The following is a 15,343-nucleotide window of genomic DNA, read 5'->3' as shown; positions in this document are numbered from 1 at the left end:
AGGTATACTTCGTCACACTGTTATCGGGAAACGTGACCATCTCGATCTGACCTGAAGGCGTGTAGGCGTATGTGGTCGTCTGTGGAGGCTTATTTGCGTCTATGCCGCTTGATACGATTTTCGATTTGACCCATCCGCGCTCGGTGTAAGCCAGCTCTGTCGTGACGCCGTCAGGCGCGCGAATCGTGTGAACCCGGCCGTGGGCGTCATAACCTCCGTAAGTCGTCGCTCTGCCGACGGCGTTGGTCACCTTGATCAGGTCGCCCGTCGTCGAGTCATAGTCGTACCTGGTGAGGTCGACGATGTCGGTTCGCGGACCGGTCACGGTTTCCAATTGTTTGACATTATTGTATGTATATGCCCATTTCCGGGCGCTGCCCGTCAAAGGCGCGGTCACACCCTGCACGCCCGTCAGGTCGGTGGTGGCCTGCTCAGTCTTGGTCAGTACATTGCCGGTTTTTAATTCGTACTGGTATTTCGTAATACGCTTGGGTTCGGCGATGGTTTCCGGCAGGCGGAATTTGGCGTGCCACTTGGTTGTGGTTTTACGTGCCGGCGAAGCAAGTGTCTGCGCGGCCAGCAGCGAGGGGCAATCGCCTGTCGATGCGCCTTCAATCCGCGTCGTTTCAAGATTGCGCCCGGCCTCATATTCGAAGCAGCTGTAACTGCTGTTGAAATCCTTCGTCATTGAGACGTTTCCAAGCGTGTCGTATTTGCGTTCGGCGATGGTGCCGCACTCCACGCATGGAGCGCTAATGGTGGTAGTTTTGGCAACCTGTTCTACATAATTTTTTCCGAAGGTGCTCACCGACGTCATTGGCTTTTCCCGGGGTCCTACATAGTGGGTCACTATGGAGACTGGAGGGCCACCCCATACCGGCTTAGGGACATAAGCGACCGTGACCTTGTCGATGTCTTCTCCGAGTTGCGACGACGTTGCCCGCCCGGCGCAGTCGTACGTCCAGCTGATGTGGCGTTCTTCATTTTCATCGACCAGGCCAGTCATCAGGTTTCTGAAAGCCGTGGGGCCAAAACCATTTCCTGTTGTTTTGGTCAGGAACTTGCATTCCGCGTCGTCATTGATCTCGATTTTGCTTGCTTCGTTATACCAATAAGTCTGGTTTTTTCCATCAGGGTAAGTCACCTTGGTCAGATTGTTTGCCTTGCAGGCGACGGTGGCTTCATTGCCTGGGATGCAGCCGCCGGAGGCCCCGTCATATTCGTACAGAGTGGACTTACCCGCCGGATCGATCATTTCGGCAATGCGGCCTTTCACGTCATACCTGAACTGGAGCTGGCGTCCCCAGTTGTTCGTTACGCAGAGCAGGCGGCCGGCCGGAAGTACGTCATCCGGATGCACGTTGGCACAAGCGGGTGCGGCTGCTGGAAAATGACTGACGCTAGTGTTATTACTGACGCCGTCGCTATACGTGAATACTTGCTTGAGCCCGCTGCGTTCTGTTACGGACAACAGCAAACCCTTAGCGTCGAAACGTTCCGTGCGGTCATGCTGTGCACTGGTGAGTATCCACTCTTTTACGGCCAAATTGTCTCCCGTCATGACTGGCGACAGCCTGTCGCACACGTCGGCCGAACTGATGTAATTGCCGTTGGTGGAACGGGTGAACATCGTTTGCCTGCCGTCAGGATGGCTAACGGATACCCTGCCTGGAATCGGCTCATCGCTCCGGAAACCGGACGAGCAGTCGAAGGAGCCGTCAACCGGGGAACGCCAGCAAGTGCTTCCGTTAGTGTATTGTTTTTCAGGTCTGAGCGATTTGTTATACGAATGGGACCAGCGCACGCCAAAGCCACGAACCACGTAGGGATCCGGATAGGTGGGCGCACTGTTATAGAAACGGCTCAGCGTCAGGCTACTCGCGCTCTGCGGGGCCTGGTAATCCGTGATGATGTGCCACATATTGCCGGTGGCGGGCTGAATCGGTTGGCCGACGGTCGGTCCGGGTTCTTCAGGACACCCAATGCCAATATTTTTTCCGTCCGCGTCCTTGTTTGCCTCAGGTGTGAAATAGACGCATTTATCTTCCTCAGCGGAGTAGCGATAGTTTTTCGCTGAACTGCATACCAATCGCCAGCGCGCCATAGGCAAGGGATAAGGTTCGAATTTTATTGTCTCGACGCATACGTTATTTACCACAACATAGTAGTATGCGGATATCGACTTCTGTGAATAGCCGCGCATTAAATCGGCATCTATAGTTTCAGCCCCGTAAGTTGACGATGGGGGTGACACAAAATTTATCTTACAATAGGCGCTATTCAAGTCTAGGGCTTTTATACTCGCAATCGCTGTTTTTATTGCGCCCGCCTCATCGAGGTCCTCGCTTGTGCCAAAAATAGTATATTTATACGGACCAAAGGTGTCGGGTCTAGGCGTAGGCTCAGCGGCCCGCGCATGGAGCGTGACACACAGTAAAATTGTCGTGGTTAGTACGGAAAAAATGCGGTGGGGCGATAGCCGTGATAAAAATGGTGCGCCTGCGAGGGGAAAAGCCATGTCATACCTTTGATTTTTTAGAGTTGCAGAATTATCTCATGTTGCCTCAATGAATTTTAAAATTTGACAACAATTATTGCAAATTAATGTTGTTTGAATGAAACTAATATATATTGACATTTTGCTTTCGTCGCCATTTTTGGACGAATTGTGCCCAACGCATGATTTAAATGCTTTTCACGGATCGGGCGGGACAGGACGGCGCGCCTGAAAGGACAAGCGGGCGCTATTGAGCAGTCAACGGTGTGCAGATCGTCGCTATTTCGCGGCAACGCTTAACGACAAGGCCCGCAGCGAATGCGGGCAAGCCCGACCACCGGATGGGCATGAATAAGGACGTACGTGGACAGCGAGCGCACCCACTGCATCGAGCACGCTCCCTGCGGCTACGCGCAACAGCTTACGCCGCCACTCCCGCACCCACCTGCTTGCGGCTCTGTGGAAACCGCAGCCGGTAGCGCAACCCGTCCCCCGGCGCGCTCTCCACCTTGACCGACCCGCCCAGCGGCCCCGTCACCAGGTTGTACACGATGTGCGCCCCCAGCCCGCTGCCGCCCTGCCCGCGCCGCGTCGTGAAAAACGGGTCGAACAGCTTGGCCAGCGTTTCCTGGTCCATGCCGGCGCCATCGTCGCTGTAATCGAACCACACCTGCCCGCCGTCGAGCCGCACCTCGATCCGGATCAACCCCGCCTGCTCGCGCGTGTAGCCGTGCACCAGCGAATTCATCACCAGATTGGTCACGATCTGCGACACCGCGCCCGGAAAACTATCGAGCACAATATCGTCCGGGCAGTCGACCTCGACCAACACCCGCTGCCCCTTCAGGCGCGGCTGCAGCGACAGCAGCACTTCGGCCAGGTAGACCTTCATGTTAAAGCTGCGAATGTCTTCCGACGACTGGTCCACCGCCACCTGTTTGAAGCTGCGCACCAGCGCCGCCGCGCGCTGCGTGTTGGTGGTCATGATGCGCAGCGACTGGTCGATGATGTCGAAAAACTGCTCCAGGCTATCCTCCGTCATCTCGCCCGCCGCCATTTCTTCGCGGGTCAGTTTCAATTCCTGCACCAGATGGCTGGTGGCGGTCACGCAAATCCCCAGCGGCGTGTTGATTTCGTGCGCCACGCCCGCCACCAGCCGTCCCAGCGACGCCAGCTTCTCCTGGCGTACCAGTTCGGTCTGCGCATCGCGCAGCGCCGTCAGGGCCGTGCTCAGGGCGCCGTTCTGCTGCTCCAGGCGGTCCTTGGCCAAGCGCACCGCGCGGTCGGCCTGCATGCGCGCGATCGCCACCGCCACGTGGCTGGCCATGAAGGCCAGCAACTCGAGGTCGGCCTCGGTGTACACGATGGCCGGGTCGTAGCTCTGCACGATGATCACCCCGTACGGCTGGTCGTGCACCAGCATCGGCGCTCCCATCCAGCTGGCGATGTCGACGCTGCCCAGCGGCTGGCCCATGCTGCGCTCGGCCACCAGGCGCGCATAGCTGGCCGCGTCGTGCAGGCAAGCGCGCTTGCTGTCCAAAATGTAGGAACTCATCCCCACGCCGTAAGCGAAACGCTTGACCGGTGCCTCGGCATGCTTCTGGTCGACAAAATACGGAATGCTGAACTCGTGCGTGTCCGGGTGGTACAACGCGATCAGGAAATTTTCGGCGACGATCAGTTCGCTGATGATGTTATGCAGGTTACCCGACAACATTTCCGCATCGACCGCCGAGGCCGACAGGTTGGCGATCTCGTACAGCGCGTGCTGGACCGCTTCGGCGCGGCGCCGTTCGGCAACTTCGTGCGCCAGCAGCGCCGTGCGTTCGTGCACCGCGCGTTCGAGCCGGTCCATGCTCTGCATGCCTTGCAGCGCATTCGAGACGTGGTTGGCGATCAGGGAGAACAGCGCCTGGTCTTCATCGCTGTACGTGTGTTGCGGACTGTAACTTTGCAGCACGATGGCGCCCAGCGCCTGGTGCTGATGGTCGAGCAGCGGGCAGCCCATCCACTGCTCGGCGCGCGTGCCGCGGCCCCAGGTATGCCCATCGACCTCGTGCGCGGCGCTCTCGGCCCCCGTCATGACCAGCTTGCGCCGGTTCATGATCACCCAGGCGGTGGGCGATTGCTCGGGCGAGGCCAGGCGCAGCTTTTCCTGGGGATCGGGCGTGGGGTCGCGTTCGTCGACGTAGTACACGAAGCGCACCGTGTGCTCCTGGCGGTCGCACAGCGCCACATAGAAATTGGCCGCATACATGATGCGGCCCAGCGCGCGGTGCACCGCGCCCACGAAGTCGGCGATGTCGGCGCACCCCGTCGAGATCTGCCCGATGCCCAGCAACATGGCCTGGACGGCTTCCAGACGGTCGAGACGGCTCTCCATCGCATTTCCCTTTAGCAGTGCATCAGGGAAATACTAGCAGGTCAGGAAGGGTTGCGAAAGTCGTTTTCGACCCAGGCTGTGGCGCTGGCGGGGGTTAATTTGAAGTTGGCGGGAATGCGCACCTGGGCGATCCGTTCGCCATCTTCATCGATGGCGGCCAGCAGCGCGTAAGGATGCTCGTCGTCGGGCACGATATCGAGGGTGACCTTGATTTCGGCGCCTTCGTGAGAGACCACGGTGCTCTTGTGCAGCATGGCGTGCAATTGCTGTTCGTGGCGGCGCAGCACTTCGGCGGCGGTCTTGACCAGGGTGTTGAAAGCGTTGGTGTCGAGCGGCTTGGGATTCTTTTTATCGCGTCCCATGGTCCACGGGCCGACCAAGGCCGGTTCCGGCTCGCCATCCTTGATCATGGCCACGGCCCAGCCTTCGTCATCCTCATTCTTGATCACGCGCGCGGTCCAGCCATTGCCTTTCCACAGGCGCGGTTCCTGGACGGGCGTATCGTCGTCGTGGGGGCTGTCGTCGGAGAATTCTTCTGTCATGAGGTCGATTGGTGTAGCGGGCTTGGCCCGAGAGGAGAATGATAGTCGAATTCGCCGCATCCCACAGCGCCGGGCCCACGCAGCGCCAGCGTCCGCCGCAGGCGCGAAAGGCACCACAAGTCGCGATTAGAACACTCACTCTAATTACGTGATCGCCTGCCAGTTGAAAAAAAGGTAATATTGCTGCACGCGTATATTGCACTGCAACATCCCTCTTCGCAGTTCACAGGTATCCCATGATCTCCCGCCACCTTCGCTTCGCCGCTACCGCCATCGCCGCCGCCGTGTTTTCCACGCAAGCGGCGGCAACACCGCTCAGCACCCAGCAAATCTTGCATGAATTCAACGCCGTGGTCCTGACCGACATGAATTCGCAATCGCACGTCGATGGCCGTACCTGGGTCGGCGGCACGGCCACCGGCGGCGACTATGCGCAGCACGCGAACGACACGCCGGCTTCGAAGTATGCCGGCCTGACCGTCATGGGCAACGCCAACAGGGTGCAGGTCAATGCCCTCGGCGCCGTCGTCGGGGGTAACCTGAGCGGCGCGACCATCAATGCAGGCAGCGGCGTGATCTACGGTAATGTCCACAACAGCAACCTCAACGGCGCAGCCTGGGTGGGCGGCAGCCTGAGCGGCAGCAACACGAATGGCGGACGCCTGCCCTCGCTCGACGGCACCATGCAGGCCAACGCCGATGCGGCGCACTCGACCGATTTCGCGGCCGCGCTGGACGCGCTGTCGGCCAGCCTGAGCCAGATGAGCGGTACCGGCAGCACCGTCACCTTCAACGGCTATGGCAAGGCCACCTTCAACGCCGTGGCCAACGCCAGCGGTGTGGCGGTGTTCAACCTGATCGACGCGGGCGTGTTCAAGGCGAGCGAATTCGAATTCAACCTGGGCGACGCCACCACCGTGATCCTGAACGCGAGTGATGAGACTGCGACGATCGGCGCCAACTTCCTGGGCGGCTCCGCACAAACCCTCGGCAGCAAGCTGATCTGGAATTTTCGCAATGCCACCAGCATCACCACCAACGCCCTGTTCGGCGGCGCCATCGTGGCGCCCTCGGCCCGCCTGACCAATAATCAGAACATCGAGGGCGGCGTGTTCGTCAAGTCGCTCGACCAGTACGGCGAACTGCATCTGCAAACGTTCGACGGCAAGCTGAATCCGGTACCGGAGCCGGCCACCGGCGCCCTGCTGCTCGCGGGCCTGCTGATGCTCGCCGTGACGCGGCGGCGCACCCGCTGGAACGATAGCGCCACATGACAAAGCCCACCTGTTCAGGTGGGCTTTTTTTATGCGAACCGCTGGCGCGGCGGCGCGGGCGGCTGCAACGGCGGACCGGGCGGCGGGATACGCGGATCGATGGCCGGTGCCGGCGTGCCGTAGTTGAACGGCGTGATGATAATCGGTGGAATGGCCGGGGGCGCCGACGGCGGCCCCTTGGGACCGCCGCCGGTGAGCAGGATGCGCAACTGGCGCGCCACGAAGCCGCCCGCCGCCAGCGCCCACCGGTCCCCTGAATAGTGTACAAAGTCCATATGCATCTCCATGCGACAGAGTATTCAGTATAGGCAATGATGTGGGAATTTCAAGGTAGAAAATTGCGTTTTGGGTAAGTCGGACATGCACCCGCCGCGGTGCGCGCCTCAGCGGTGGCGGCACCGCCTGCAGCACCGCCCAACCCGTCAAAAATGCAGTCTGTCGCATGCGCATGGCGCCGCGCCCGCGGCCTCGCTACAGTGCAAGCGTACCAAGCAAATACCTTTCCCCAACCGAGGCCACTGTCATGAAAAAATACGCTCCCCTGCTGCTCCTGTTCCTGTTCATCATGGTCGCCTGGGAGGCCATGGTGGGCCCGTCCGGCATGTCGGTCAACATCGATGGCGATGAGTTCAACGGCCCGGGCGCCGCCCTGGTCGGCATGCTGTTCGCCGGCGGCGGCCTGCTCATCGCGGGCATCGTGATGCTGTTCGTGGGCGTGGTCCTGGCGCTGGTGTTCGCCGGCCTGGGCGTGCTGGCCGTGGGCGGCCTGGCGCTCGGCGCCCTCGTGCTGGCCGTGGGCGGCCTGGCGCTCGGCGCCCTCGTGCTTGCCGTGATGGTCTCGCCGCTGCTGCTGCCGCTGGCCATTCCGCTGGCCATCATCTGGTATCTGGCCAGCCGTGCGCGCAAGCCGCGCGCCGGCCATGAAGCGGTCAAGCCTTCGTAAAAGCGGCCAGCGCGTCCACGCCGTTCGGCGCCGACGCGCCGGCGTGCTCGCAAACCCGGTTACGCCCGCCCGCCTTGGCCTGGTACAGCGCCTTGTCGGCCCGGATCATGGCCGCGTCCGGCCCCGTATCGCCGGCCTCGATGGTGGCGATGCCGATGCTGACCGTGATCGTAATCACGCGGCCATCGCCATCGAGCGGACTGTCGGCCACGCTCTGGCGCAGGCGCTCCGCATACTGCTGCGCCGCCGGGCCGGTCGTCCCCGGCAGCAGCACCGCGAATTCCTCCCCGCCGACCCGGCCCAGGGTATCGATCTTGCGCTGGCCCGAGCGCATCAGGGCCGCCATGTGGCGCAGCACCGCGTCGCCCACCGCGTGGCCGAACGCGTCGTTGACGCGCTTGAAGTGGTCGATGTCGAGCATCAGCACCGATGCGCATTCGTCCACGCTGCGCTGCAGCCGCGCGAACTGGTCGTCCAGGCGCGCCATGAACACGCGCCGGTTCGGCAGCCCGGTCAGGAAATCGGTGCTGGCCAGCGCCTGCAGTTCATCGTCGATGCGTTTGCGCTCGGTGATGTCGACCGTCGAGGCGATCACGAAGTCGAGCGACTGGGCGTGTCCCGGCATGACCAGCAAGGTCAGCTCGTGGTGGCGCGCCACGCCGTCGACCCGCAGGAAGCTGCTGTCGCATTCGTGGAACAGGGCGCCGCCGGTCAGCGCCACCAGCGCGTCGATGAATGCGCCGGCGCCCAGGCTGCCGAAATTTTGCGCCAGGCCGAGCGTGCCCAACTCCTTGGCGCAGGCGCCCACGTGCGCCAGCGCGGCGCCATTGACGTCGGTGATGCGCACCAGCGACGCCAGGCGCTGCGTTTCTTGGGGACGCTCGCGCAGCCACGCTCCCAGGTCGTCCACGCCGCAAGCCTGCAGGCGCGCCACCGCCTCGCGCGCGGCCGACCAGTCCTGCTCCCACAGCGCCACCGGGGCGTGGTCGTACAGGCTGCGAAAACGCTCCTCGCCCACGCGCAGCGCTTGCGCGGCCTGGGCCTGTTCCAGCGCGATGCCGGCCAGCTGGGCCGCCTGCTCGATCAGCACCACATTGGCCGCGCTCGGATAATGCGGCGTGCGGTGGTAGATCGCAAAGGTGCCCAGCACGCGCCCGGACGCGCCGCGGATCGGTTCCGACCAGCTCGACGCCAATTGGGCTTGCGCGGCAATCTCGCGGTAGGGCGCCCAGTCGGGGTGGGTCTGGATGTTCTCGACGATGACGCGCTGGCCGCTGGCGGCCGCGCTGCCGCACGATCCGTAACCCGGAGCGGCCGGCAAGCCATCGACGGCGGCATTGAAAAAGCACGGCAGGCTGGGCGCGGCGCCGGTGTACAGGAAGCGCCCTTCATCGTCGAGCAGCAGGATCGAGCACAGCATGCCGTTATTGGTCGACTCCACCCCCAGCACCACCGCGCCCAGCACAGCCTGCAGCGGGGCACCGTGCGCCAGCAGTTCGAGCACGTGGCGGTGCGCGCGCTCGCGCTGTTCGATCTGCTTGCGCTCGGTGATGTCGCGGAACGACCACAGGCGCGCGCCTTCGTGGCCCAGCCGCACCGGGCGCGTGAACTGTTCGATGAAGCGCCCATCTTTCAGGCGCAGCAGCTCGCGGTGCTCCTCGTGCTCCTGCAGCCGCAGCGAGCGGCTGTACAGCAGCGGCCCCGCATGCACCAGCTGGGCCAGCAGGTGCGCGACCACGGCCGCGTCGTCGCGGCTCAGGTCGAGCCCGTCGGGGACGCTCCACAGCGCCCGGAAGCGCTGGTTCGAGGCCAGGATGCGGCGGTCGCCGTTGTCGACCAAAATGGCGTCGAAGGTCGAATCGAGGATGCTGCGCATCATGGCGTCGGAGCGCTGTGCCGCATCGGCCAGCGCGGCCAGGCGCCGCTGGCCCGCCGTCAGTTGGTTCGTCAGCAGCTGCGACTTGCGCAGCGCGCGGCCGGCCAGGGCGCTGCTGCGCGCCAGCATCCAGGTCAGCAGGGACAGCAGCGCCGTCACCGCCAGGCCGAGCGTGAGCACCAGTTGCGGCGCCTGGTCCTGCTGCGCGGCGCCGAAGCCGGCGTCGGCGCTGATGACCAGGGTCCAGCGCCGTCCCGCGATGCCGATGCGCTGTTCGGTGCGCAGCGCGGGCGCGGCGCCGACATAGGGCATGGCGCCGGCGGCCATGCGCGTCTCCGGCGTGGCGCGATTGCCGTCGTAGACCTCCAGCGCCAGCGCGCCGGCGCGCGCGCCGCCCACATGCGTCATCAGGTCTTCCATGACGAAGGGCGCATACACCCAGCCGCGCAGCAGGTCGCGGCGCTGCTCGACGCTGTCCGGCGCCTTGCGGCCGATATACACCGGCAGGGCAATGAGCACGCCATCGGAAGCGCCGCGCCCGCGTTCGCGCGCCACCGTGGCCTTGCCGGACATGACCGGCTGGCCGCTGTCGCGCGCCTGTTCCAGCATCAGGCGCAGCGGCGCCTCGGAAAACATGTCGTGGCCGAGCGCGCGCAGGCGGGCGCCGGCAAATGGTTCGAGGTACATCAACGGCGCATAGGTCGGGCGCGTGCCGGGTGGCGAGATCGTGTAGTCGGGCAAGCCGCCGCGGCGCACCTGCGCCAGGTGCGCGCCGCGCCGGGCGTCGGCCAGGGCGAGAATATAGCCGATCCCTTTCATGCCGGGATACTCGACATTGGCTTGCTGGGTGCGCACGAAATCGGTGAACTGCCGGCGCGTGACATCCTCCGAACTGGCGAACAGTCCCTGCACCCCGCGCAGCATCTGGACATGGGCCGCCATGCGCAGCGCCAGCTGGTTGACCACAGCGCGCGCGGCCGTCTCGAATTCGGTGCGCAGCTCGCGTTTGGCTTCGCGCCGCGCCGCTTCCCACAACTGCCAGGTCAGGCACAGGCACAGAGCCATCACCAGCCCCGCCAGCACAGCCGCGCCGAGCCACGCGGGCCGGCGCATGCCTGGGTAAGGGACCGGTACGGCCGGGATGGGAGCGGCATTGTCCATGGGAGCGATCCTGGTACGGGCCCGCAGCGGGCCTCTTGCCAACTGATAGTACGTTAGCCAACCTTGCGTTGCAATACGACTGTTGTCTAGATGCCCTCAATCAGACGCATGGCGAACACAATCGGCAATCCGGCCGCGATCACGCGGCGCGCGGCGGCGCCGTTATCGTAGGGAATGCGGTAATACACCAGCTCGCGCGCGACATCGTCGTACAGTGCATAGCAGGCGGCGCTGTTGCCGTCGCGCGGCTGGCCCACCGCGCCCGGGATCACCAGGTACTGGTGCTGCGGCGCGATCGCGATGCGCGTGCCCGGCACCGGCACATGCGACCCCATGCGTCCGTCGTCGGCGCGCCGGTACAGCGCGGGCGTGTGCACGTGGCCGGAAAACACCATGCGCTTGCGCGCCGCGCGCAGGCTGCGCTCGGCCGGTTCCAGCCCGGTGACGTACTCCCACTTGACCGGGTCGTGGGCGCTGGCGTGCACGAACAGCATACGGTCGAGCTCCTGGGTCAGCGGCAAGCCGGACAGGAAAGCCATCTGCTCGCTACTGAGCTGGCCGCGGGTCCACTCGATCACTTCGCGCGCCTCGAAATGCATCTGCGGGCGCGTTTCATGGGTCACCGAATAATCGTGATTGCCCTGCACCGCCACCGCGCCGCGCGCCACGTGCTCCATCACGGTATCGAGCACCCAGGCCGGATCGGCGCCGTAGCCGACAAAGTCGCCGGTAAATGCGTACTGGTCGGCTTTCTGGGCGCGCGCATGCGTCAGGCAAGCATCGAGGGCTTCGCGATTGGCGTGCAGGTCGGTGAGCAGGGCAAGGCGCATGATGGGGAACGGCGTCGCTTGGCGCGCAATTAAGATTGTTATTTTGAAATTAATGACTGGTGTTCAACTTCATTATAGCGTGGGATGTGCTGCCGAGGCCGCCTGTTCGGCAGCCGCTCCCCTCGCGCCTCGCCAGCGTCGATCCCGCCCCCTTGTGTCCCCGGCCCCATTATGTCCCCGGCCCCACCGACGTCCCCAGCCCCACCGTCGTTCCCGCGAAGGCGGGGACGACGAGGGTGGTGCCGGGACGATGGGCGTGGCGTTGGGATGGCGAGGATGGCGCTGGGACGATGAGGGTGGTGCCGGAACTACGGGGGCACCGGCACCACGATGGCGGGGTCAGGAACGATGATGGAGTACGCGCAACGTGCTGCGACACGCCGCCCGATTCCTCAAGCCGCCGAGCGCTCCCGCCCGTCCGTCAGGCGCCGTTGCCAGAACCCCGACCCCGGCCAGCGCTGCTCATGCGCATACAAGCTGCGCCTGGTTGCCACATACGCCTGGAAATGATCGAGCAGCGATTGCCGGTAACCCTCCCCCAGCCCGCCGCCCTGCTCCACATGCGCATGCGCCACCCGGCCGGCATGCATGCCCGAACTGAGCGCGTGCCCGATCCCCAGCGACGATACCGGATCGAAGCTGGCCGCCGCATCCCCGGCCGCGGTCCAGGCGGCATTGGCCGGCAAGCGCGCCACCCGGCTGTGAATCGGATACTGGCGGAACGCTTGCGGCGCCGGCAGTTCCCGCACCAACGCGCCGATATGCTGCGTTGCCAGCGCATGGCGCCGCCATTGCGCCGGATCGAGCAAGTCCAGCGTGCGCAAGGTGTCGGCATCGGTCATGAAGGCCACCGCCGTGCGCCGCCCCGGCAGCGGCGCCAGGTAAAACCAGCCGTCGGCGGTCGTTTCGACCAGCGTGCGCTGCACCCGCTCCTGATCGTCCCCGGCCTCGTAGTAGGCATACACCCCCACCATGCGGTCGGTCTGCAGCACGGGACACTGCTGCTGGCGCACCATCACACTGTTGCGCCCGCTGCAATCGATGACGTAAGCGGCGCTCAGCTCGCGCCGCCGTTCGCCATGGCGCACGCTGATGGTCCAGCGCGCGCCAGGCGTCACCCCCAGCAGCTCGGCCGGCTGCAGGATCACCGCGCCCAGCTTGCCGGCCTGCTCGAGCAGCATGCTGTCGAACGCCATGCGGTCCAGGTGCAGGCCGCTGCCCTGGCCGTTGAACAGAAAATCGCGCACCACCAGCTGCTCGCCGCCCCAGGCGGCCGCGTGCGCGTACGATTGCAGATGGCGCTCCTCGAACCCGGCGCGCGCGATGCCCAGGTAGTCGATCAGTGGAAACAAGGCCGGCGAGACGGTCTCGCCGGGACGGAACGGGTCGAACAGGCGCCGCTCGACAATCGCCACGCGCAGCCCGGTAAAGCGGCGCAGGGTAATCGCCGCGGCGGCGCCCGCCGGCCCGGCACCGAGGATGACGACGTCGTAATCGGCGTCGTCATCTGCGGTGCGCGAACCGTCCGTATCAGCGGCGGCTGGTGCGGCCATGGGACGAGGTGAGGATCTTGCGCGGCTTGTCGCCCTGGCGCGTCTGCGGCTCGGGATCCTCATCCTTGAGGAACCAGGCCGGATAGAAGTTCGAGTCGTCGCCGGTGACGAAGCTGCTCACATTGCCCACCGCCACGCTGGCCAGGTGGAAGCGGTCGTGGTTGCGCTCCTGCTCCGCAAAATACGGATACTGGCGCCCATACACCGGATCGGGATTCTGGTTGGCCACGAAGCCGAGGTACTTCCACGACGTGATCATCTGCGTGAAGCTGTTCACGCCGCGGCTGTACATCACCTGCATCCCGGCCGGCACCCCGGTCAGCTTCTGCTCCTCGGCCGTGTAGGCGCCGGCGATGACGTTCCACGGGCTTTGCGGCGGCCACCAGTACGAATAGTAGGTCGGCGGCGTGGGGATCAGCGAAACCGGGTTCTTGACCTCGTTCGGATTGTCGAAATTGATGAACTGCACCGAGCAATCGAAGAAGTCGGCCTGCCACGGAATGGCCATGCGCTTGGTCAGGTCGCCCGGCTCGCAACCGGCGCCCACGGTCGGTGCGCTCCAGTCGATCGGCGCGGTCTCATCTTCGGACCACGACAGGCCGTTGCTGACGTAATACGCTGCGTCATGGCGGTGGCGGATCTGGTACGGCGCCGCATACACGGTCGGATTGCGCACCGACCAGGTCACTTCGATGCCGGGACACATCGGCTCGCCCACGCAATTGCCGATCCCGGCCCGGTCCAGCGGATGCACATTGGGAATGGTCAACGCCGGCGCGTTCGGTTCGAACTGGCCCGCCGCCCACTGCGTGAGCAGGAAATACTGGGTATCGGTCAGCACCGAAAACTTGTCGATCACATTGTTGCGCACCGAATTCGAGCCCGAATTCATCGGCACCAGCGGCAGGCCCGTCACGTCCTGCAAGCCGCTGCTGAACAATTGCTGGTTCTGGCCATCGGTAAAGCCGGCTGGCTGTTCCAGGGTGGCGTCGCGCCGCGCCGGCGGCTGGCGGAAGTAGCGCAGGAATTGCTCACGCTGCGGCCGCGCCGCTTCGCTGGCATCGCTCGGATCGAAGGGAGGATTGATGAACGCCGTCATCGACGGCACCGTCGCCACCCACTGATAGTCCGCCATCCGGTTCAGGAACGGCTTGATGTCTTCCCAGTAGTTGACCTTGTACTCCGGATTCCATCCGCTCGTGCCCGGCCACTTGGCCAGGTCGTACACATCGGGCCGGGCGCCCTGGTATTTGAGCGCGCAGTCGAGCGCCACATCGTCCCAGGTCGACACATTGACCAGCTGGGGCGCGAATTTGGGCGAACCGATCACCACCCAGGCCGACAGCGTGACCACCGTCTTGTCCTTGAACGTGATGAGCGCCGTCACCGGACCGTCGGCGATGTCGTCGTTCCAGGTATTGCCGCCGCCGAAACCGGTGATGCTCTCGTTGCCGCCGGCGTGGCCGAAGCCGCCCAGCACCAGCAGATTGGCGCGCGAATCGGTGCGGATTTCGCCGAGCGACTTCACCGGCAAGCCCTGGCTGACGTTCGTCGGCGGGAAGGATGCGTGGGTATAGCCTTCCGGAACCGTGTCGGCGGTAAATTCCACCGGCGGCGCCAGCGGACCTGTCACGCTGCGTGGCCCCGGATCGATGATCAGGGCCTGGCGCGCGTCGCCGGTGGTGTCCGAATTGCGGTAGCCGGTCCAGGCGGACGAGCCCACATCCCAGGCGGCGGGCGGCTCCTGCCAGGTTTCGTAGCTGTTGTACTTGCCGAACATCAGGTCGCCCAGCAAGGGCACGAAATCCCACCACGCCGACTTTTTATTGGCCACATGCACGGACCACACCACCGATTCGACCAGGTCGCCCGTCAGGTCCAGCTCGACTTCGCCCAATCCGTCCGGCGTGGACTGGTAGATGGCAAAGGTAGCCGCCTGGCGCTTGATGCGGCCTTTCGCATCCTTGAACTGGGTCACCCTTTTGGGCGCATTGTTTTCGAACACCGGATCGCCGCTGGCGTTCGCTTCGATCGGCAAGCCGCCGATACTGTCCGGCGCGAGGTAATACGCGTCCAGGCTGTTGCCGACGCGGCCGACGCCGATCGACGGGTGAATACGGTAACTGACGGGGGATGGCATGTATGAAGTCTCCTGATTGATTGATGGACGAACCATGAAATTCAACAGCGGAAAGACTAAAACCAGAGCGCAGGCGGTGAGAAAAGAGTGGTGCAGCAGGCCGCGGGGCCGGTAGGAACGGCCCCCGTTGTAGCCGTCCTGAAT

General features: G+C 64.1%; 10 protein-coding genes. 2 read left to right on the top strand and 8 right to left on the bottom strand.

The window, feature by feature from the left end; genetic code table 11:
- From RBA40_RS07260 to RBA40_RS07250, 3 genes are all read right to left on the bottom strand, one after another.
- Nucleotides 1-2,203 (bottom strand): RHS repeat domain-containing protein (locus RBA40_RS07260; RefSeq protein ID WP_306647133.1); only part of this gene is annotated, 2,203 nt, incomplete at its 3' end.
- 715 nt (nt 2,204-2,918) lie between these two features.
- Nucleotides 2,919-4,880, bottom strand: coding sequence for a GAF domain-containing sensor histidine kinase (locus RBA40_RS07255; protein ID WP_306647131.1), 1,962 nt, complete (start codon nt 4,878-4,880; stop codon nt 2,919-2,921).
- 41 nt (nt 4,881-4,921) lie between these two features.
- Nucleotides 4,922-5,422 (bottom strand): hypothetical protein, encoded by a 501-nt coding sequence (locus RBA40_RS07250; protein WP_306647129.1) that lies wholly within the window; start codon nt 5,420-5,422, stop codon nt 4,922-4,924.
- A 236-nt stretch (nt 5,423-5,658) separates the two neighbouring features.
- Between RBA40_RS07250 and RBA40_RS07245 the strand changes: the two genes are divergently transcribed.
- On the top strand, nt 5,659-6,696 hold the full coding sequence (locus RBA40_RS07245) for a choice-of-anchor A family protein (protein ID WP_306647127.1): 1,038 nt from the start codon (nt 5,659-5,661) through the stop codon (nt 6,694-6,696).
- 29 nt (nt 6,697-6,725) lie between these two features.
- Here RBA40_RS07245 and RBA40_RS07240 read toward each other — a convergent pair whose 3' ends face one another.
- Entirely contained in the window at nt 6,726-6,971 is a 246-nt protein-coding gene (locus RBA40_RS07240; RefSeq protein ID WP_306647126.1) for a hypothetical protein, read from the bottom strand.
- Nucleotides 6,972-7,219: 248 nt separating this feature from the next.
- On the opposite strand from RBA40_RS07240, the gene RBA40_RS07235 reads away from it, so the two are divergent.
- Nucleotides 7,220-7,639, top strand: coding sequence for a hypothetical protein (locus tag RBA40_RS07235; RefSeq protein WP_306647124.1), 420 nt, complete (start codon nt 7,220-7,222; stop codon nt 7,637-7,639).
- Here RBA40_RS07235 and RBA40_RS07230 read toward each other — a convergent pair.
- From RBA40_RS07230 to lodA, 4 genes are all read right to left on the bottom strand, one after another.
- On the bottom strand, nt 7,626-10,676 hold the full coding sequence (locus tag RBA40_RS07230; protein WP_306647122.1) for a CHASE domain-containing protein: 3,051 nt from the start codon (nt 10,674-10,676) through the stop codon (nt 7,626-7,628). The genes RBA40_RS07235 and RBA40_RS07230 overlap by 14 nt on opposite strands.
- A gap of 86 nt (nt 10,677-10,762) precedes the next feature.
- Complete coding sequence (locus tag RBA40_RS07225; RefSeq protein ID WP_306647120.1) at nt 10,763-11,506, bottom strand: metallophosphoesterase family protein; 744 nt, start codon at nt 11,504-11,506, stop codon at nt 10,763-10,765.
- A gap of 392 nt (nt 11,507-11,898) precedes the next feature.
- On the bottom strand, nt 11,899-13,059 hold the full coding sequence (locus RBA40_RS07220; RefSeq protein ID WP_306647119.1) for an FAD-dependent monooxygenase: 1,161 nt from the start codon (nt 13,057-13,059) through the stop codon (nt 11,899-11,901).
- Nucleotides 13,037-15,199, bottom strand: coding sequence for a CTQ-dependent lysine 6-oxidase LodA (gene lodA / locus RBA40_RS07215; protein WP_306647117.1), 2,163 nt, complete (start codon nt 15,197-15,199; stop codon nt 13,037-13,039). The genes RBA40_RS07220 and lodA overlap by 23 nt, the downstream gene beginning before the upstream one ends.
- Between the last annotated feature and the right edge of the window lie 144 nt (nt 15,200-15,343).

Origin of the sequence: Massilia pseudoviolaceinigra, assembly GCF_030846505.1 — a bacterium.
GTDB lineage: Bacteria > Pseudomonadota > Gammaproteobacteria > Burkholderiales > Burkholderiaceae_D > Telluria_A > Telluria_A violaceinigra.
Note: the sequence above shows the minus strand (reverse complement) of the source record. Positions and strands in the feature narration are given on the sequence as shown.